At 63.0% G+C, this 18,427-nt stretch carries 16 protein-coding genes; 14 read left to right on the forward strand and 2 right to left on the reverse strand.

Annotation, left to right across the window (positions count from 1 at the left end; all coding sequences use genetic code 11):
- Positions 1–6 precede the first annotated feature (6 nt).
- Entirely contained in the window at positions 7–420 is a 414-nt protein-coding gene (gene rbfA, locus ACEXP3_RS18860) for a 30S ribosome-binding factor RbfA (RefSeq protein ID WP_210103992.1), read from the reverse strand.
- A 421-nt stretch (positions 421–841) separates the two neighbouring features.
- Here rbfA and ACEXP3_RS18865 point away from each other — a divergent pair, with 421 nt between their 5' ends.
- The 3 genes from ACEXP3_RS18865 (at position 842) to ACEXP3_RS18875 (ending at position 3,971) form a co-directional block, all read left to right on the forward strand.
- A complete protein-coding gene (locus ACEXP3_RS18865) occupies positions 842–1,933 on the forward strand; it encodes a DUF475 domain-containing protein (RefSeq protein WP_377298613.1) in 1,092 nt (363 codons plus the stop codon).
- 70 nt (positions 1,934–2,003) lie between these two features.
- Complete coding sequence (locus ACEXP3_RS18870) at positions 2,004–3,098, forward strand: Ldh family oxidoreductase (protein WP_377298614.1); 1,095 nt, start codon at positions 2,004–2,006, stop codon at positions 3,096–3,098.
- 114 nt (positions 3,099–3,212) lie between these two features.
- Entirely contained in the window at positions 3,213–3,971 is a 759-nt protein-coding gene (locus ACEXP3_RS18875) for a siderophore-interacting protein (protein WP_377298615.1), read from the forward strand.
- 77 nt (positions 3,972–4,048) lie between these two features.
- On the opposite strand, the gene ACEXP3_RS18880 is transcribed toward ACEXP3_RS18875, so the two are convergent.
- Positions 4,049–5,785, reverse strand: coding sequence for a chemotaxis protein (locus ACEXP3_RS18880; RefSeq protein WP_377298616.1), 1,737 nt, complete (start codon positions 5,783–5,785; stop codon positions 4,049–4,051).
- 302 nt (positions 5,786–6,087) lie between these two features.
- On the opposite strand from ACEXP3_RS18880, the gene ACEXP3_RS18885 reads away from it, so the two are divergent.
- The 11 genes from ACEXP3_RS18885 to ACEXP3_RS18935 all read left to right on the forward strand — a co-directional run bounded on the left by ACEXP3_RS18885 (position 6,088) and on the right by ACEXP3_RS18935 (position 18,379).
- Positions 6,088–6,417, forward strand: coding sequence for an STAS domain-containing protein (locus ACEXP3_RS18885; protein ID WP_377298617.1), 330 nt, complete (start codon positions 6,088–6,090; stop codon positions 6,415–6,417).
- Positions 6,414–6,782 (forward strand): response regulator, encoded by a 369-nt coding sequence (locus ACEXP3_RS18890; RefSeq protein ID WP_210103998.1) that lies wholly within the window; start codon positions 6,414–6,416, stop codon positions 6,780–6,782. The genes ACEXP3_RS18885 and ACEXP3_RS18890 overlap by 4 nt, the downstream gene beginning before the upstream one ends.
- Positions 6,779–8,842, forward strand: coding sequence for a chemotaxis protein CheA (locus ACEXP3_RS18895; protein ID WP_377298618.1), 2,064 nt, complete (start codon positions 6,779–6,781; stop codon positions 8,840–8,842). Before ACEXP3_RS18890 ends, ACEXP3_RS18895 begins: the two co-directional genes overlap by 4 nt.
- On the forward strand, positions 8,839–9,354 hold the full coding sequence (locus ACEXP3_RS18900) for a chemotaxis protein CheW (RefSeq protein WP_210104000.1): 516 nt from the start codon (positions 8,839–8,841) through the stop codon (positions 9,352–9,354). Before ACEXP3_RS18895 ends, ACEXP3_RS18900 begins: the two co-directional genes overlap by 4 nt.
- 21 nt (positions 9,355–9,375) lie before the next feature.
- Positions 9,376–11,055, forward strand: a complete 1,680-nt coding sequence (locus ACEXP3_RS18905; RefSeq protein ID WP_210104001.1) for a methyl-accepting chemotaxis protein — start codon at positions 9,376–9,378, stop codon at positions 11,053–11,055.
- Between the two features lie 89 nt (positions 11,056–11,144).
- A complete protein-coding gene (locus ACEXP3_RS18910) occupies positions 11,145–13,046 on the forward strand; it encodes a methyl-accepting chemotaxis protein (RefSeq protein ID WP_377298619.1) in 1,902 nt (633 codons plus the stop codon).
- 155 nt (positions 13,047–13,201) lie between these two features.
- A complete protein-coding gene (locus tag ACEXP3_RS18915; protein WP_377298620.1) occupies positions 13,202–15,022 on the forward strand; it encodes a methyl-accepting chemotaxis protein in 1,821 nt (606 codons plus the stop codon).
- A gap of 4 nt (positions 15,023–15,026) precedes the next feature.
- Positions 15,027–15,515 carry a chemotaxis protein CheW gene (locus tag ACEXP3_RS18920; RefSeq protein WP_377298621.1) on the forward strand — a complete coding sequence of 163 codons (489 nt, stop codon included), beginning with the start codon at positions 15,027–15,029 and terminating at the stop codon, positions 15,513–15,515.
- Between the two features lie 13 nt (positions 15,516–15,528).
- Complete coding sequence (locus ACEXP3_RS18925; RefSeq protein ID WP_377298622.1) at positions 15,529–16,386, forward strand: CheR family methyltransferase; 858 nt, start codon at positions 15,529–15,531, stop codon at positions 16,384–16,386.
- A gap of 15 nt (positions 16,387–16,401) precedes the next feature.
- Positions 16,402–17,481 (forward strand): protein-glutamate methylesterase/protein-glutamine glutaminase, encoded by a 1,080-nt coding sequence (locus ACEXP3_RS18930; RefSeq protein ID WP_210104169.1) that lies wholly within the window; start codon positions 16,402–16,404, stop codon positions 17,479–17,481.
- Positions 17,482–17,683: 202 nt separating this feature from the next.
- Complete coding sequence (locus ACEXP3_RS18935; protein ID WP_377298623.1) at positions 17,684–18,379, forward strand: ParA family protein; 696 nt, start codon at positions 17,684–17,686, stop codon at positions 18,377–18,379.
- The last annotated feature ends 48 nt before the right edge of the window (positions 18,380–18,427 follow it).

The raw sequence follows: 18,427 nt of genomic DNA on the forward strand, positions 1-18,427 counted from the left end.
GGGTCTCTATTCTTGTTCGTCGGTGCCGGCATCGTGGTCGAGGTCACGGCTGACTTCGGGCGAGCGCAAAAGGGCATCAATCTTCTTGTAGTTGTCGAAGCTGGTATCATCGCGGAAGCGCACTTCCGGCATGTATTTCATCTGGCGCAACTGGCCGCCGATGCGCCCGCGGATGAACTTGGCATGGCGGTTGAGGGCGTCGATGATCTTTTCATGATCGGCGACGCCGAGCGGCGTCACATAGGCCGTCGCCAGCTTCAGGTCCGTCGACATGCGCACTTCCGAAATCGAGATCACCGTCTTCTCGATGAGGTCGTCGCGCACTTCGCCACGCTGGAGAACCTGCGTGATGGCAGCGCGGACCTGCTCGCCAACGCGCAGCATCCGCTGCGACGGGGCGGAAGATGTAGGTTTACTCATGGTTGTTTTTCTTTCCTTCGGGCCGTTTCATCACGCGCATCCTAGCAGAAACGCGGTGAAATGGCGCGGGCAGGCGTGCTCCATGCCTTGCGAATGCCAAAAGGTCAAGGCAAGGCGGCAAGTGCGAGCACTGCCGGACTGCGGAGAAGCCCCTTGAGCGCGATGATTAGGCTCTTGACGTTTGGCGGGATTTGACCACTTCTAGGTCTGTCTCCCCACGCGCAGACTGCCTGGGGACGGAACACTGGTGCCGGGCCCCTCTGGCGAGAGTTTTACGGCGCTCTCGCGATGTCGGTACCGCCTGCAAGCAAGCCGGCGGATTGAACCCCATGAAATCGATTAGTATCCGAATGCCGGATGCCGCTCACTGCGCGCATCCGCGTTTTGCTTTTCCGCAAGCTCTCAAGGCAGAGGTGCGCAGATGAGCCAGCCCACATCCCAAAGCTCCACCCTCGGTTATTTCCGCTGGGCCTTCATCGTCACCGTCATCGGCCTTATCCTTGGCGGCATTCTCGGCTGGCAGTCGAGCGGCACGATCAGCGGCATGCTGACCGTGTTTTTCATCTGTGCGGTCCTTGCCGTGCTGGAAATCTCGCTGTCCTTCGACAATGCCATCGTCAACGCCAACAAGCTGAAGGACATGACGCCGGTCTGGCAGCAGCGGTTCCTCACCTGGGGCATCCTGATTGCCGTCTTCGGCATGCGCATCGTCTTCCCGCTGTTGATCGTCGTCATCGCCGCCGGCATCGGCCCGATCGATGCGATCATTCTGGCAGCCGCCAAGCCGGAAGAATATGCCCGCATCATGAACGATGCGCATCTGCCGATCGCAGCCTTCGGCGGCACCTTCCTGATGATGGTCGGCCTCACCTTCTTCTTCAATCATGAGAAGGACGTCCACTGGATCGAGGTGCTGGAAAGCCGTGTCGCGCGCTTTTCCTCCATCAAGGGCATCGAAATTGCCTTCGTGCTTCTGCTGATCATGCTGTTTTCGCAGCTTCTGCCGGAAGCAGACGCCTCGACCTTCGTGCATGCGGCGGTCTACGGCCTCCTGACCTTCCTTCTCGTGGAAGTGCTGGGCGGCGTGCTGGATGCCTCGCAAAAAACCATGAGCGAAGCGGCCAAGGGTGGTCTCGGCGCCTTCATCTATCTGGAAGTGCTCGATGCGAGCTTCTCCTTCGACGGCGTGATCGGCGCCTTTGCGCTGACGCAGAACCTCTTCATCATCGCCATCGGCCTTGGCATCGGCGCCATGTATGTGCGCTCGATGACCATCATGCTGGTGGAGAAGGGCACGCTTGCCGAATACCGCTATCTGGAGCACGGCGCCTTCTATGCCATCCTGATCCTGTCGGTCATCATGTATATCCAGACGCTGTTCCACATTCCGGAAGTCATTACCGGCCTTGGCGGGGCGGGGCTGATCGGCCTCTCGCTCTGGTCCTCCATCCGCTACAACCGCCGCGAACGGGAACGCGACGGGCATACGGAGTTGAGCAGCAGCCACGTTTGACGCACACTGCAGCAATAAGAGTAACGACAGGCCCTTCGGGGCCTGTCCTGTTTCAGGGAGGAGACACATCATGACCAAGCCCCAATCCGCCGCCGTGATCCTTGCGCCACTGGAGGCGATGGCAGACTATAGCCGCGCCGTCCTCAGCGCTGCAGGCGCCGACGCAGAAACCGCCGAGGCGGCCACCCGCGCCATGCTGCATGCCTCGCGTCTTGGCGTCGACAGCCACGGCATCCGGCTTCTGGACCATTATGTCACCGTGATCGAACATGGCCGCGTCAACGGCTGCCCCGACATGCGCTTTTCCGGCGAAGGCGGGGCCGTTGCCGTCCTTGATGCCGACAATGCCCATGGCGCGCGCGCCACCTATCACGCCATGGACAAGGCAACCGCGCTTGCAGACCGCTTTGGCATCGGTGCCGTCTCCATCCGCAACAGTTCGCATTTCGGGGCAGCGGGAGCCTATGCGCTCGAGGCCGCCGAGCGCGGCTTCATCGGGCTTACCGTCTGCAATTCCGACAGTTTCGTGCGCCTGCATGATGGCGCCATGCGCTTTCACGGCACCAATCCGATTGCCTTTGGCGTGCCGGTGGCAGGAACAGAACCGTGGCTTCTCGACATGGCGACCAGCGCCATCCCCTATAACCGGGTAAAGCTTTACGAGAGCCTTGGGGTCTCGCTCCCTGACGGGGTTGCCTCGGATGCGCAAGGCCATGACACGATCGAGCCGCGCAAGGCCGACATGCTGGCGCCGCTGGGTGGGGCCTTCGGCTTCAAGGGAGCAGCCCTTGCCGGTCTCGTCGAGATCCTGAGTGCCGTGCTCTCCGGCATGAAACTCAGCTTCGACATCCTGCCGATGGGCGGGCCGGATCTGTCGACACCGCGCGGGCTTGGCGCCTTCGTGCTGGCGCTCAAACCTTCCGCCTTCCTCGACCAGGCGACCTTTGACGCCGGCATGACGCATTACCTGAAGAGCCTTCGCCAGTCGCCTGTCCGCGCCGATGCGGGTGCCGAAACGCATGTGATGGCGCCCGGCGACCGTGAATGGCAGGTGGCCGAGGCGCGCGAGCGGGACGGGATACCGCTCGATCCGGCAACGCAGGAGGCATTTCGCCGCTTTGCCGTCGCCTATGGCATTGCGCTGCCGTTTGCCAATCAGGCGTGAGCGCCCGTCCCTCGCTCGGACACCAAAACATGACTTTAATTTGAAGGTATAAGGCGCTATCCCTGCGACACACACTGCGGCTGATGCCGCAACGCGCGTTGAAAGGATTTCCGCATGGACCAGCCCGTGTCCCCCACCACCGAGCCGCCCCGCCAGCGTCCGAACCTGCCTGCCTGGACGCTTACCGTCATGGATGCCTTCGATCTGTCGCCCCACATGCGCCGCGTGCTTCTGGCGCCGGAACGGATCGAGGACTTCACCTACAGGCCGGGCCAGGACATCGTCTTCTTCCTGCCGCTGGGCAACGGTGAAACCGGCCGCCGTCATTACACCATTCGCGCGCTCGACCGGGCAACCGGCACGATCGCGGTGGATTTCGTGATGCATGGCGATACCGTCGGCCCGCGCTTTGCCCGCTCGGCCAAGGCCGGCGACACGGTGGAGGTGAAGGGACCGCGGGGTCGCATCGTGTTCAACGACAAGGCCGACTGGCATCTGATGACCGGTGACGAAACCTGCATTCCGGGCATTCTGCACATTCTGGAAACCATGCCCGCAAACGCGCGTGCCTTCGCCTTCATCGAGGTTCAGGACGAAAGCTGGCGGCAACCGGTGGTGACCTCGGGCCAGGCCGTGCTGGAATGGATTTATCGCGGGGATATTCCAGCGGGCCCAAGCACCGTCATGCTGGACCGCATCAAGGCCTTCGCGCTGCCGGACGGCCACGGCCAGGCGCTGATCATCGGCGAGACCAGCAATGTGCGCGCCCAGCGGCACCACCTGATCGAACGCGGGCTTTCCCGCGCGCAGATTGCGTCCGAAGGATACTGGCGGCCGGGCCGCAACGGCGGCCACGACCACGTGGACGACTGATCGCCGCACGGCATTTTGAGGATATCGGCCCGAGGCAGGATCAGGACATAGCGGGCCTGTTGGCGAAGCGGGACACGCTAGAAAAGCGCGTCCTCGAGGTCTTCGTCGCTGAGTGGCGTGACGGGCTCCTCCGGCGCAAGCTCGGTGCCCAGCACATGGGCATGCAGTTCCCGTTCGCTCGCCATCGTGTAGATCTGCGCGATCTGAGGCCCGATGGCTGCAAGCGCCTCGTCAAGACCCGCTGCCGACAGATCCTGGCGTGGATCGACGGCGATATCGTCGGCGCAAGCGCTGAGGATGGCGCCGAGTTCGGCATGGAAGTCCAGACGCTTGAGCGACGCATTCATGGCATTGACGCCGGCGCGGCCTTCCTCGGCCATGACCTTCAGATCCGCATCCATGCTGTCGCCGACGGCGCGGATGCGGGCAAGCGCCCGTTCCAGCCGGACATCGAGATGCTCTTCATCCGATAGTGCCTGTGGATCGTTCAGCAGCTGTTGTGCCGCGTTTTCGAGGACGTGCAGCTCCGCGAGGATCTTTTCCGCCGCCTCGTCGAGATGGCCGGCAAAGACGCGCAGTTCGGCGGTGACGACATTAATCGCCTTGCCCGCTTCGCCGATCTTGCCGCAGCGCAGGTTTGTGTTGAGCGCCATGTAGTGAATGTCGCCGCGCACCACCTGGACCAGGCTGATCCCGTCCAGGAGGTCGCGGACCGTGCCGACCGTGGTGCGGCTGAGATTGGAGGCGGCCTGCGCCACCAAATCGATTTCCGCCACCGCCTCGCGGGCTTCCGAAACGCCCTGCTCCAGTTCACGCAATGCATGGGTCGACTGGCCGTCGCCCTCGCCCATCATCAACTGCTGGATCTGGGTAATCTCCAGAAGATCCTCGCGAAAGCTTTCGATCGTCTCGACGATCTTCCTGGTGTCGCGGTCGAAATCACCGCGCGTCTGGTCCAGCTGCAACGACACAAGCTGGCGGATGATCGCAGAGAGACGCTCGCGATCCTCGCCCGTGAGCGACGCCGCCTGCGGCGTTGCGAGATAGTCCTCCAGGATCTCGAAGCTCGTCTGGCAGTGTTCGACACGCTGGCGGGTGATATCGCCGATCTGCATGGCAGACAAAGTGGAGGCAAGCTTGTTCTGGATACCGCGCGCGATGATACGAACCTTGTCAGCCCGCTCGGCCAGATGCCGGCGCTGATCGCGGATCTGGTCGACGCCGGTGGAAAGGCTGGCCACGATTTTCGGCACCGTCTGGCCATAGCGCAAGAGAATGGCGTCACCCTTGACGATGACGGGCGCAAGGCCTTCGCCGAGATCGCGCAGCTTGTCGGAAAAATTGTTGACCTGCTGGGCACCCTCCTGGATGCGCTGAAGGATCTCTTCGGCAAAGCCGGCGAAATCGTCGATGCCGGCGCCGGTGATCTTGGCGGTCACGGCAAAAGTGCGCAGGTAGCGCAGCGTTTCCTGCATGCTGCTGACATGGGGGCGCAGAACGCGCTCGGTGGAGGAGATTTCCCGAAAGCGGACCTGGCGCTCTCCTTCGGCAGCCGTCAACTGCGACAGCGCCGCGACCGTCGTGTTAAGCTCGCCCATGGTGGCTTTCGCCGTTCCCTCGTCCAGCGATCCGGTGAGATTATCGAGGGAGGCGATCATCTTGTTGAGGATGTCGAGAACGGACAAAAGCACGCCGCCGCCGTCCAGGAAGCGCTGCTCGATACGCGAGCGCGCGTCTTCCATGCGATCAACGGTATGCCGGACGCTGTTGCTGCCAAGGATCGAGAGCTGTTTCGCCGCTGCTGACAATGCCATTACACCCTTAAATCATCACCGAAGAATTGCACGCACCGCAGTCCATGGAACCTGCGTCAGGCAGCCGATGAGCCGCCTGTATTGCGACGCGTAACCTGTTGTGATGCCTCAACGTTAACAGGCAAAAAACCGAGGTTCACTTTCGGGGCGAGTGGTTAATTTTCCTGAGTGCCCGCACGCGGGAACCCATGATGATTCCTTCCACATCATAACTCATACCTGGGAATTAGGGGTTCGTTAATCGGCCGGGAGGAGCTTTCGAGAGCAATGCGTCGCGCTTTATACAAATTGGAGGAGCCTTGATGCTTTCCACCCCGTCTGCCTCCTTTACGATCACCCTTCCCGACACGCTGACGATCAGAAACATCGCGTCCGTGCGGGACGATTTACTGCAAGCCATTCAAGACCAAGACACCGTCATCGTTCAGGTGCCGGCCGATGTGCAGGCAGATCTGAGCTTCCTGCAGCTGGTCGAGTCGGCGCGCATCTATGCCGGCACTGCCGGCAAGCGGCTCGCCCTGGAAAGCCCCGTCGAGGGACGGCTCCTTTCGCTTTTGCAAAGGGCCGGATTTGCCGAGGACATGTCCGCGGACGATGCCGGTTTCTGGTTACATCAAGGGGAAATTCAATGACTGCCAGCATCCTCACCGTGGATGATTCCGCCAGTATCCGTCTTACCACGCGCGTGGCCCTCTCCAACGCCGGTTACCAGGTGACCGAAGCGGTGGACGGCAATGACGGCATCGCCAAGCTGAAGGGCGGACAATACGATCTGATCGTCACCGACCTCAACATGCCGGGCATGGACGGACTGACGATGATCCGCGAGCTGCGCAAGCTGCCGGCCCATATGGGCGTTCCCGTCATTTTCCTCACCACCGAATCCGATGCCGCCATCAAGCAGCAGGCCAAGGCCGCCGGCGCCACCGGCTGGCTGACCAAGCCTTTCGATCCGGAAAGCCTGGTAAAGATTGTCAGAAAGGTCCTTGGCCGATGAGTTTCCCAGATCCGATAGCCGTTTTCAGAACCGAGGCGGCCGAGCTGCTTGAGCAGATAGAGACCGGTCTACTGGATCTGAACCACGACCTGGCCGACAAGGAACAAGTGGACGCGGTGTTCCGCGGCCTGCACACGTTGAAGGGCTCCGGCGCCATGTTCGGCTTCGAGGCCCTTGCCGCGTTTACCCATCATTGCGAAACTGCCTTTGACCAGGTGCGCAAGGGCATCGTGCCGGCAACCCATGATCTGGTGACCGCCGTTCTCGGTGCCACCGACCACATGCGTGCGCTCATTGAAACGCCGAACGGCGATCACGAAGCGGCAAGCGAGGTCCTGCTGGCCGGTCTTCGCGCCGCCGTGGCCGCCGCTGCCGACCCCTCGCAGACGCCTGCGGCGGCCGCACCCGCCAAGCCGCAGGACGTAGGCTACCGCATCCGCTTCAGCCTTCCGGCCAATGCCATGGCCAATGGCACCAATCCGCTCGGCCTTCTCGACGAGCTTGCCGAACTCGGCGCCTGCCGCATTCGCGCCGACAAATCCGACATCCCTTCCCTCGACCTCATCGTTGCAAGCGATCTGCATGTCCGCTGGGACGTGGAACTGCTGACCGACCAGCCCCGCTCGGCTATCGAGGACGTGTTCATCTTCGTGATGGATGAAATGCAGCTGGACATCGCGGCGCTCTCGCCAAACCCGGCTGCGGCGTCGGCGGCAGTGCCCGTGGTCGCGGCTCCCGTATCGTCCGCGGCCCCCGCACCCGTTGTCGCAGCGCCCACGCCGGCACCGGCCCTCGCATCTGCCCCCGCACCGGCACCTTCACCAGCACCGGCAACTGCACCGGTCCCGGCCGAAACGCGCCAGAACGAAACCAAGCAGGCGAAATCGGCTGAAAACGTCCGCGTGCCCGCCGAGCGCCTCGACGAGCTGATGGACCGCGTCGGTGAACTGGTGATTGCCCAGTCGCGCCTCAGCCAGCTGGCCAATTCCAGCGCCGACCTGCAGCTGCGCGCCGTCTCGGAAGATGTCGAGCGCCTGTCGGGCGAGTTGCGCGACACGATGATGGTGCTGCGCATGGTGCCGGTTGCGCATCTCTTCAGCCGTTTCCGCCGCCTCGTGCATGATCTCGCCATCGAAACCGGCAAGAAGATCGAGCTGATCACCGAAGGCGAAACCACCGAAGTCGATAAGAGCGTGGTCGAACGCCTGGCCGATCCGCTGGTGCACCTGGTGCGCAATTCCTGCGACCACGGGCTGGAAACGCCGGAAGAACGAATTGCCGCCGGCAAGCCGGCCGCCGGCCGCATCTATCTCACCGCCCGCCAGCAGGCCGGCGAAGTGATCATCACCATTCGCGACGACGGGCGCGGCATCAACCGCGAACGGGTGCGCGCCAAGGCGGAAGCCTCCGGCCTCATTGCTTCCAACGCCACCCTCAGCGACCAGGAGCTTTTGCAGCTGATCTTCCAGCCGGGTTTCTCCACTGCCCAGCAGGTGACGAACCTGTCGGGCCGCGGTGTCGGCATGGACGTGGTGAAACGCACGATCGACGCGCTGCGCGGCACGATCAATGTCGCCAGCCAGAACGGCGAAGGCTCCAACATCTCGCTCGCCATCCCGCTCACGCTTGCCATCATCGACGGTCTTCTGGTGCGCGTTGGCAATGGCCGCTACGTCATCCCGCTCTCGGCGGTGGAAGAGTGCCTGGAACTGTCGCTCGATGAGGACATGCGCTCGCGCGGTCGCTCCTTCATCTCGCTGCGCGACAGCCTGGTTCCCTTCATCCGCCTGCGTGATCTCTTCCGCACCGGGACCAAGCCGGACCCCTTCCAGAAAGTCGTCGTCATTTCCACCGGCGCCGAGCGGGTGGGCCTCGTCGTCGACCAGATCATCGGCGACCACCAGACCGTCATCAAGGGCATGTCGAAGCTGCACCATGACGTGGCGACCTTCTCGGGCGCCACGATCCTTGGCGACGGTGGCGTCGCCCTTATTCTCGACGTCGGCCATCTGGTCGCCGCAGGCCAGCAACAGGAGGCGCAGTTGCGCGCTGCAGGATGAGCCAAGCACAGAGAAACTTAGCCGAGGACCTTTGGAACGGCCGCGAAGAGGTGGAGGTCCTGACCTTCGACATCGCCGGCGAAATGTTCGCGCTTGAGGCCGTCAAGGTTCAGGAAATCCTCGATCTCCTGCCGGAAACCACCGTGCCCGGAGCAAAGCCCTTCGTCGGCAGCGTCATCAATTTTCGCGGCAAGGTCATTCCGCTCGCCGATATCCGGCTGGCCTTCGGCATGGAGGCCACCAAGCCGACAATCGACAGCCGCATCATCGTGATCGAGCTGGATATCGATGACGAACCGACGCTGACCGGCATCCGCACCGACAAGGTCAACGAAGTCACGACCCTGATGAAGGCGGCTGGCGAGCCACCGCCGAGCGTCGGCATGCGCTGGCGGCCGGATTTCATCGACTGCCTGGTGCGGCGCGGCGGCGAATTCATCATCATTCCCAACCTGCATACCATTTTTTCGGCTCAGCAAGAGCGAATGCCCAACCAACCGCTGCAAGCCTAGGCCGGCACAGGAGATTTCATCATGCGCGCTTCCATCAAGTTAAAGCTCACCGTGGCCTTCGGCTTCGTCATCCTTCTTCTGCTGGCGGTCGCCGGCCTCGGCGTCTACAGCCTCGGAAGCCTCAACGATGAGCTGGAAAACGTGGTGGAAGGCCCGGCTGCCCGGCTGAAGCTTGCACAGGACCTCAGCAATCTTCAGCTGGAACAGATCCGCCAGCAGAAGAACATGCTGCTGGCCACCAATGCATCGGCCGCGCGCGACTATACCAGCAAGCTTGACCAGGCACGCGCCGAATTCGATCGCGAATTCAATGAGGTTCAGGCCAAGGCCACTCAGGAGGGCCGCGCGATCTGGAGCAAGCTGCAGGGCCTCACCGCCGATTACCGCCGCCAGGACGACCAGATCCGCAGCCTGCTTATGGGCGGCGACCAGCCGGCCGCCCTCAAGATCTCCACGACGGAAAATCGCGCCACCGCCGGCGAGATCGACAAGGTCCTCGAGGACGTGGTGACGCTGGAAACCAAGCGTCTGCATGACTCCAAGCAGGGCGCCTACGAAGATTATCTCCAGACCCGCATGATCATGCTGTCGGTTGCCGGCTTTGCCCTTCTGGTGGCCGTTGGCGCAGCGCTCTGGATCGCCGTGTCGATCAACCGCGGCCTGCGCAACGCAACGAACGCCGTGCAGAGTGTTGCGGAAGGCGATCTGACCAAGCTTGTCACCATCACCACAAGGGACGAAATCGGTGACCTGCTCGGCTATGTCAACACCATGATCGAGCGCCTGCGCGGCGTCGTCGGCGATGCGCTTTCGGCCTCCGACAACGTCTCGTCGGGCAGCCAGGAACTGTCGGCAAGCTCCGAGCAGCTGTCGCAGGGTGCGACGGAACAGGCATCAGCCGCTGAGGAAGCCTCCGCTTCGATGGAGCAGATGGCCGCCAACATCAAGCAGAACGCCGATAATGCCGCCCAGACAGAAAAGATCGCCCGCCAGTCCTCGCGCGATGCCGAAGCCTCGGGCCAGGCAGTGTCTCGTGCTGTCGGCGCCATGCGCACGATTGCCGAAAAGATCTCCATCGTGCAGGAAATCGCCCGCCAGACGGACCTTCTGGCGCTGAATGCCGCCGTTGAAGCGGCCCGCGCCGGCGAGCATGGCAAGGGCTTTGCCGTCGTTGCCTCGGAGGTGCGAAAGCTTGCCGAGCGCAGCCAGGCGGCGGCGGCCGAAATCTCCGCCCTCTCGGGCGATACGGTCCAGGTGGCAACCGATGCCGGCGAGATGCTGAGCCGGCTGGTTCCCGACATCCAGAAGACGGCAGAACTGATCTCCGAGATCTCCGCCGCCTGCCGCGAGCAGGATATCGGGGCCTCGCAGATCAACGAGGCGATCCAGCAGCTCGACAAGGTGACCCAACAGAATGCCGGCGCCTCCGAGCAGATGTCGGCGACATCCGAAGAGCTTGCCGCCCAGGCCGAGGAACTGCAGGCCTCCATCGCCTTCTTCCGCGTGGAAAACGGCCACAAGGCCGCCGCCCGCCCGGCGGCCCCGCAGCGGGCTACCCCCACCCATCGCGCTCAACCACAGCAGAAGCGCCAGAGCCAGCAATCGGTTGCGGCCCAGCAGGCCCGCGTGAAGGGCTTTGCGCTGGATATGTCGATGGGTGGCCCGGACGACGACGACCACGATTTTCGCCAGAGCGCCTGAAGGCGCTCTGGCAGAGAGGACTACCGCCGAAACCTCCGGATGTTGCCCGGGGTTTTGAGCGGCCACAGACTTCATGAGGAAACGCTGTCATGCGGATGACCATCAAGACCAAGCTCACGGCTGCATTTGCCCTCCTGTTGTCGCTGATGGCGGCCATGGGTGCCTATGGACTCTATGCTATCGATGATGCCGGCGAGACCCTCCATCATACACTGGCCGGCCCCGTGGCGCGTCAGTCCAACGCCATGACCATGGTCAGCCTGCAGCTGAAGCTCGGCCGGGCCCAGCTGGAACTGATCGAGGCGCACAACGCCGAGGACGCAGCCCAGCTGATTCGCACGGCCGACGACTTGCACGAGCAGCTTGTGAAGTCTGCCGAATGGGCCGTGGATGCCGCAGAAACGGAGGCCGGCAAGAAAGCCTATGCCGATATCATCCTCCTTCTGCGCGATGGCGCGCGCATCGACGAGCAGATCCGGGCGCTGGTCAGGGCCGGCGATTCGGCAGGCGCCCTCAAGCTCGCCAAGGGCCCCAATGACGCCCTGATGGACAAGGTCGAGGCTCTGATCGACGGACGCCTTGCCAACAATCGCAGCCAGATGCAGGAGGCGGAAGCCCATGCGGTTGCAACGCGCGCCACGACCCAGATCGTGGTCGGCATTGCCCTTGCCGTCGCCTTGCTCTCCGGCCTCATTTGCGCCGTCCTCATCCTGCGCGGTATCGGCCGCGGCCTGCGGTCCCTGCAGGAGGCAACGAGTGCTGTTGCCCTGGGCGACCTCGACCAGGAGATCCGGGTTTCCGGCAATGACGAAATCAAGGACGTGGTCGACACGGTCAATCGCATGGCAGCCAATCTGCGCCAGACGGCAGGGGTTGCCAGCCGCGTGGCGCTCGGCGACATCAAGGTGTCGGTCACGCCGCTCTCCGACAAGGACACGCTCGGCCATGCCATGCAGGACATGGTGGCCTATCTCGGCGTGACGGCAAACCTGGCCGAGAGCATTTCCGCCGGTGACCTGACGGTCGAAGCCCGTCGTCAGTCCAAGGACGACGTTCTCGGCACGGCGCTGGAATCCATGGTTCAGCGTCTGCGCGGTGTCGTCGGCGACGCATTGTCGGCCTCCGACAATGTCTCGTCGGGCAGCCAGGAGCTTTCGGCCGGTGCCGAGCAGCTGTCGCAGGGATCTACCGAACAGGCGGCAGCCGCCGAACAGGCCTCCGCCTCGATGGAGGAGATGGCCGCCAACATCAAGCAGAACGCCGATAACGCCGCCCAGACCGAAAAGATCGCCCGCCAGTCCTCGCGCGACGCCGAAGCCTCCGGCCAGGCGGTCTCCCGCGCCGTCGGCGCCATGCGCACGATTGCCGAAAAGATCTCCATCGTGCAGGAAATCGCCCGCCAGACCGACCTTCTGGCGCTGAATGCCGCCGTTGAAGCGGCCCGCGCCGGGGAACACGGCAAGGGCTTTGCCGTCGTTGCCTCGGAAGTGAGAAAGCTTGCCGAGCGCAGCCAGGCGGCCGCCGCCGAAATCTCCTCGCTCTCCGGCAGCACCGTCCAGGTGGCAACCGATGCCGGCGAAATGCTGAACCGACTGGTGCCCGATATCCAGAAAACCGCGGAACTCGTGTCTGAAATCTCGGCGGCCTGCCGCGAGCAGGATATCGGCGCCTCGCAGATCAACGAGGCGATCCAGCAGCTCGACAAGGTCATCCAGCAGAATGCCGGCGCGTCTGAGGAAATGTCCTCCACGTCGGAGGAACTGGCGGCACAGGCCGAGGAACTGCAGGCCTCCATCGCCTTCTTCCGCGTCGATCGGGCCCCGACCGCGCACCGGGCGGTGGCAGCACCGGCACCCCGGACAGCGGGCAAGGCCGCACCGGTGAAACGGCAGACAGTTTCGGCCCAGCTTTCGCGCGCAAAAGGCTTTGTCCTCGACATGTCGGGCGGCGGGCCGGACGAGGAAGACCAGGATTTCAGGCAGATGGCTTAACCCTTGCTTTCACAATTCCGGCTAAACTGAGCAAATTCAAGCGGCCCGATGCAGGGGCCGCATCATACCGGTCAACCGGTGCGCACAAGGGTGAATGTCATCGTTCCTGGTGCGGAAAGTTGAAGTAAAATCTCTCTTTCCTGTGGGACATAACCATGCGTTTCACCATCAAGCTCAAGCTGGCCTTGGCCTTTGGCTTTCTGATCCTGCTCTCCAGTGCGACGGTGATTGTCGCCATCATCAATCTCGGCAATCTGAATTCCGCCATCAGCGGCATCGTACAGGGGCCGGCAGCGAATCTGCGGATCTCCTCGGACCTGTCGACGGCGATCCTGAACGCGATCCGGGACGAAAAGAACGCGATCATCAATACTGATCCCAAGCAGATCGATACGTTCGTCACACAGATCCGGACCAACCTGCAGAAGGCGGATGTGGCCCTGCAGAAGCTGGCGCAGAGCCACAATCCGGCGGTTATCGAGAAGGTCGCTCAGATGAACCGGCAGCTGCCGGCCTGGAAGCAGATTGATGAGCAGGTCATCAAGCTTGCGACCGAGAACACGGACGAAAGCAACCGCAAGGCGGGCGAGATTTCCATGGGAGACGGTCGCAAGGCCTTCAATGAGGTTCTGATCTCGTTGAACGCGGTCAACGAAGCGATCGCTGCCGATCTTCGCACGACGGATGAAGCGACCAACGAGCAGTACACCACCTCGCGCAATCTCCTGATCACCGGCCTTGCCGTGATGTTTGTTCTGTCCGCCGCCGTCGCCCTCTGGATCGCGCTTGGCATCAACAGCGGCCTGAAGAAGATCAAGGCGGTTGCGGATGCCGTTGCCATCGGCGATCTCAACCAGAACATCGAGATCAAGACCAATGACGAAATCCGCGACGTCGTGGAAAGCGTCCGGGTCATGACCGGCAACCTGCGCAATACCGCAGACATTGCCGACCAGATTTCGAACGGCAACCTGACGGTATCGCCCAAGCCGCTGTCGGACAAGGATACGCTCGGCAAGTCGCTGGAAAGCATGGTTGCGCGTCTGCGCGGCGTCGTGGGTGATGCGCTGGCCGCCGGCGACAATGTCTCGTCGGGCAGCCAGGAACTGTCGGCAAGCTCCGAGCAGCTGTCGCAGGGGGCCACCGAACAGGCGTCTGCGGCGGAAGAAGCCTCTGCCGCCATGGAACAGATGGCCGCCAACATCAAGCAGAACGCCGATAACGCCGCCCAGACGGAAAAGATCGCCCGCCAGTCCTCGCGCGATGCCGAAGCCTCCGGCCAGGCAGTGTCGCGTGCCGTCGGCGCCATGCGCACGATTGCCGAAAAGATCTCCATCGTCCAGGAAATCGCCCGCCAGACCGACCTTCTGGCGCTGAATGCCGCCGTTGAAGCCGCCCGCGCCGGCGAACACGGCAAGGGCTTCGCCGTCGTTGCCTCGGAAGTGAGAAAGCTTGCCGAGCGCAGCCAGGCGGCCGCCGCTGAAATCTCCGCCCTCTCGGGCGATACGGTCCAGGTGGCAACCGATGCCGGCGAGATGCTGAGCCGGCTGGTTCCCGACATCCAGAAGACCGCCGAACTGATTTCCGAGATCTCCGCGGCCTGCCGCGAGCAGGATATCGGGGCCTCGCAGATCAACGAGGCGATCCAGCAGCTCGACAAGGTCACCCAGCAGAATGCCGGTGCCTCCGAGCAGATGTCGGCGACCTCCGAAGAACTTGCCGCCCAGGCCGAGGAACTGCAGGCCTCCATCGCCTTCTTCCGCGTGGAACAGGCCAATGCCGGCCGCAACGCACAGCAGCGCGGCCCGGCAAGATCCGCCAAGCCGGCGCCATCTGCTGCCAAGGCAAGGCCGGTGCAGCGCCCGGCCGCCAGCCAGTCGGTTGCCGCCCAGCAGGCCCGCGCCAAGGGCTTTGCACTGGACATGTCGATGGGTGGTCCTGACGACGACGATGCCGATTTCAGGGAAAGCGCGTGACATCATGACGATACAATCGGAAGCCCAGTTCGTTACTTTCAGCCTCGGCGAGGAAATCTTCGCCGTTCCGGTCGAAGTGGTCCGGGAGATCCTGGACCACGAGGAACCGTTCAAGATTCCCCACGGCCCCGATTATCTTCTGGGGCTGCGGGATGTGCGCGGACAGGGCGTTCCGGTGATCGATCTGCGCCTGAGGCTCGGCCTCAGCCGCACGGAAAAGACGCCGCATACCCGCATCCTGGTGCTCGATGTGCCCGTCGGCAACAAGGTGCTGGTGCTCGGCCTCGTCGCAGACCGGGTCTACGAGGTCGTGCCCTTCCTGCGCGAGCAGATCGAGGCCGCGCCGGATATCGGCATTCGCTGGCGCTCGGAATATATTTCGGGCGTCGTGCGGCGCAATGGCGGCTTTGTCGTCATCATTGATCTTGCCCGCCTGTTTTCAGACGAGAGCCACGCGCTTGCCGGGGTGACCTCCACCCTGCAGGTGGCGTGAGCAGGAGACCAGCGTGGCCGCAGCCCCGGAACTTGCCCGCCAGTCGCTCGACGACCGCCTGAGCACGCGGAACTTCGAACAACTGGCCAAATACATCTACGATTACAGCGGCATCAAGATGCCTGTGACCAAGGTGACGATGCTGGAGGGACGCCTGCGCCGCAGGCTTCGCGTGACCGGCATTGCGACGTTCGATGACTATTGCGATTACCTCTTCAATCAGAACGGCCTCGAAAGAGAGCAGGTCTACCTGATCGATGCGGTGACCACCAACAAGACGGACTTCTTCCGCGAGCCCAAGCACTTCGATTACCTTGCCGGCACTGTCGTTCCGGAGCTTGTCCAGGAAGGTGTACCGTTGATCAGGGCATGGAGTTCGGCCTGCTCGACCGGCGCCGAACCCTATACGATGGCCATGGTGCTGGCCGATTGCCTGGCCCAGAAGCCCGGCATCGACTTCCGCATCATTGCGACCGACCTGTCGACCGAAGTGCTGCACACGGCGCGTCGGGCGATCTATACGGAAGAAACCGTTGCCCCCGTCTCCAGGGAGGCACGGCGCAAATACATCATGCAGTCTGTCGACCCCAAGCGGGGGGAAGTCCGCATCACCCCGCAGCTTCGCCAGCGCGTCGGCTTCGGCCGGCTGAACCTGATGGACGACGCCTACGCGATCAAGGACATGCAGCACGTGATCTTCTGCCGTAACGTGCTGATCTACTTCGATAAACCGACACAGCAGCATGTCCTGAGCCGGCTATGCGACTGCCTTTTGCCGGGCGGCTACCTGTTCATCGGTCATTCGGAGACAGCAACCGGCTTCAGCCTGCCGATCAAGCAGGTGGCCAATACAGTCTTCAAACGGGTGTGAGCCATGGGCACCGAGATTGCCAAGAAGATCCGCGTCCTGATTGTCGATGATTCCGCCAGTATCCGGCAGACGCTCACCATGGTCCTGTCGGAAGATCCCGAAATCGAGGTCATCGGCACGGCGACAGACCCGTTTGCTGCAGCCCGCCGTATCCGCGACGATGTGCCGGACGTCATCACGCTCGATGTGGAAATGCCGCAGATGGACGGCATCACCTTCCTGCGCAAGCTGATGTCGCAGCACCCGATCCCGGTCGTCATGTGTTCCTCGCTGACGGAAGCAGGCTCCGAAACGCTGATGCAGGCGCTGGAAGCCGGCGCCATCGACATCATCCAGAAACCGAAGATCGGCGCGGCGGACCATCTGGCCGAAAGTGCGGAGCGCATCCGCACGGCCGTCAAGGCCGCCGCCAAGGCGCGGCTCGGCAAGCTGCGTCGGTTCAGGAGCCCCGAACCGGTGGCGCAGAAATTGACGGCAGATGCCGTCCTGCCGCCGCCGAAGGTGGGAGCCATGGCCAAGACCACCGAAATGGTGGTGTGCATCGGTGCCTCCACCGGCGGCACCGAGGCCTTGCGCGAATTGCTGGAAGCGCTTCCGGCAAACGCCCCCGGCATCATCATCGTGCAGCACATGCCGGAGAAATTTACCGCAGCCTTTGCCAAGCGGCTGAACAGCCTGTGCGAGGTCGAGGTCAAGGAAGCCGAAGACGGGGATCCGGTTCTGCGCGGCCATGTGCTGATTGCCCCGGGCGACAAGCATATGCTGCTGGAGCGGCGCGGTGCCCGCTATCATGTGTCCGTCCGCGCCGGCCCCCTGGTCAGCCGCCACCGCCCCTCCGTCGATGTCCTGTTTCGCTCGGCCGCCCGCGCGGCCGGCAGCAATGCGGTCGGTGTCATCATGACCGGCATGGGCGATGACGGCGCGCGCGGCATGCTGGAAATGCACGAAGGCGGCGCCTTCACGCTGGCGCAGGACGAAGCAAGCTCGGTGGTGTTCGGCATGCCGAAGGAAGCCATCGCCCGCGGTGGCGTCGACCGCATCGTGCCGCTCGACCAGATCGCCCGCGAAATCCTGGCCGCCGACAAGCGCCACTGAAGAGAGCGTCCCCCGCATTGGCGATGCTGACGACGGGGCCTTCAAAGGCCCCTTCTGCACGCCTGCGAAGCGCTCCGGCGCTATCTCTTACATCCGCGCCTTTTCGCTTTTTTAACCATGCTGCGGGATAGTGCGAGGGCACCATGACGCGCGTGCCTTTGCGAGCAATGCCGGCTCACGAACCTTTCCCTGAGGATCGACGATGCCCGTCATTACCTTTGCAAACACCAAGGGCGGAGCCGGCAAGACCACGGCCGTGCTGCTGCTGGCCTCAGAACTTGCCCATGCCGGCTATCGCGTCACCGTTCTCGACGCCGATCCGCAATACTGGATGTCGCGCTGGTTCGATGCCTCCCCATCCATTCCCCGCCTGTCCGTCATCTCCTATGTGACGCAAGCCTCGATCGACCGCCATCTGGCTGAGGCGCAGGCGGCAAGCGATTACGTGCTGGTCGATCTGCCGGGCGCCCGCAGCCCGCTTCTGGCAAAGGCCATCGGCCTTTCCGATCACGTGCTGATCCCCATCCAGGGCTGCGCCATGGACGCGCAGGGCGGCGCCCATGTGCTGGAACTCCTTCAGTATCTCGGTGAAAAGCTCGGCATGCACGTGCCCCATTCGGTGGTGCTGACCCGCGTCAATTCCATGGTGACGACGCGGGCGCTTCTCGCGGTCAAGGGCCTTCTCGCACAGCGCAATGTCGATGTGCTGAACACCCCGATCATCGAGCGCTCCGCCTATCGCGACATCTTCGACTGCGGCGGAACACTGCATACGATGGATGGCGAGCGCATCAGCAATCTCGACAAGGCCCGCGAGAACGCAAGGCTCTACGCCGAGGAAATCGTGCGGCGCGTTCCGGGGGCACAGGCTGGCGCGACCCGTATGGCGGCACGATAATCCCTTCACGACATCCGGCCGCCGGCTCTCAAACGGGCCGCGGTATTC

Origin of the sequence: Neorhizobium fuzhouense (assembly GCF_042611105.1) — a bacterium.
Classification (GTDB): Bacteria; Pseudomonadota; Alphaproteobacteria; order Rhizobiales; family Rhizobiaceae; genus Neorhizobium; species Neorhizobium galegae_A.

Coding starts and splice junctions, on each gene's coding strand:
- rbfA (WP_210103992.1), bottom strand. CDS start 420: ATGAGTAAACCTACATCTTCCGCCCCGTCGCAGCGGATGCTGCGCGTT.
- ACEXP3_RS18865 (WP_377298613.1), top strand. CDS start 842: ATGAGCCAGCCCACATCCCAAAGCTCCACCCTCGGTTATTTCCGCTGG.
- ACEXP3_RS18870 (WP_377298614.1), top strand. CDS start 2,004: ATGACCAAGCCCCAATCCGCCGCCGTGATCCTTGCGCCACTGGAGGCG.
- ACEXP3_RS18875 (WP_377298615.1), top strand. CDS start 3,213: ATGGACCAGCCCGTGTCCCCCACCACCGAGCCGCCCCGCCAGCGTCCG.
- ACEXP3_RS18880 (WP_377298616.1), bottom strand. CDS start 5,785: ATGGCATTGTCAGCAGCGGCGAAACAGCTCTCGATCCTTGGCAGCAAC.
- ACEXP3_RS18885 (WP_377298617.1), top strand. CDS start 6,088: ATGCTTTCCACCCCGTCTGCCTCCTTTACGATCACCCTTCCCGACACG.
- ACEXP3_RS18890 (WP_210103998.1), top strand. CDS start 6,414: ATGACTGCCAGCATCCTCACCGTGGATGATTCCGCCAGTATCCGTCTT.
- ACEXP3_RS18895 (WP_377298618.1), top strand. CDS start 6,779: ATGAGTTTCCCAGATCCGATAGCCGTTTTCAGAACCGAGGCGGCCGAG.
- ACEXP3_RS18900 (WP_210104000.1), top strand. CDS start 8,839: ATGAGCCAAGCACAGAGAAACTTAGCCGAGGACCTTTGGAACGGCCGC.
- ACEXP3_RS18905 (WP_210104001.1), top strand. CDS start 9,376: ATGCGCGCTTCCATCAAGTTAAAGCTCACCGTGGCCTTCGGCTTCGTC.
- ACEXP3_RS18910 (WP_377298619.1), top strand. CDS start 11,145: ATGCGGATGACCATCAAGACCAAGCTCACGGCTGCATTTGCCCTCCTG.
- ACEXP3_RS18915 (WP_377298620.1), top strand. CDS start 13,202: ATGCGTTTCACCATCAAGCTCAAGCTGGCCTTGGCCTTTGGCTTTCTG.
- ACEXP3_RS18920 (WP_377298621.1), top strand. CDS start 15,027: ATGACGATACAATCGGAAGCCCAGTTCGTTACTTTCAGCCTCGGCGAG.
- ACEXP3_RS18935 (WP_377298623.1), top strand. CDS start 17,684: ATGCCCGTCATTACCTTTGCAAACACCAAGGGCGGAGCCGGCAAGACC.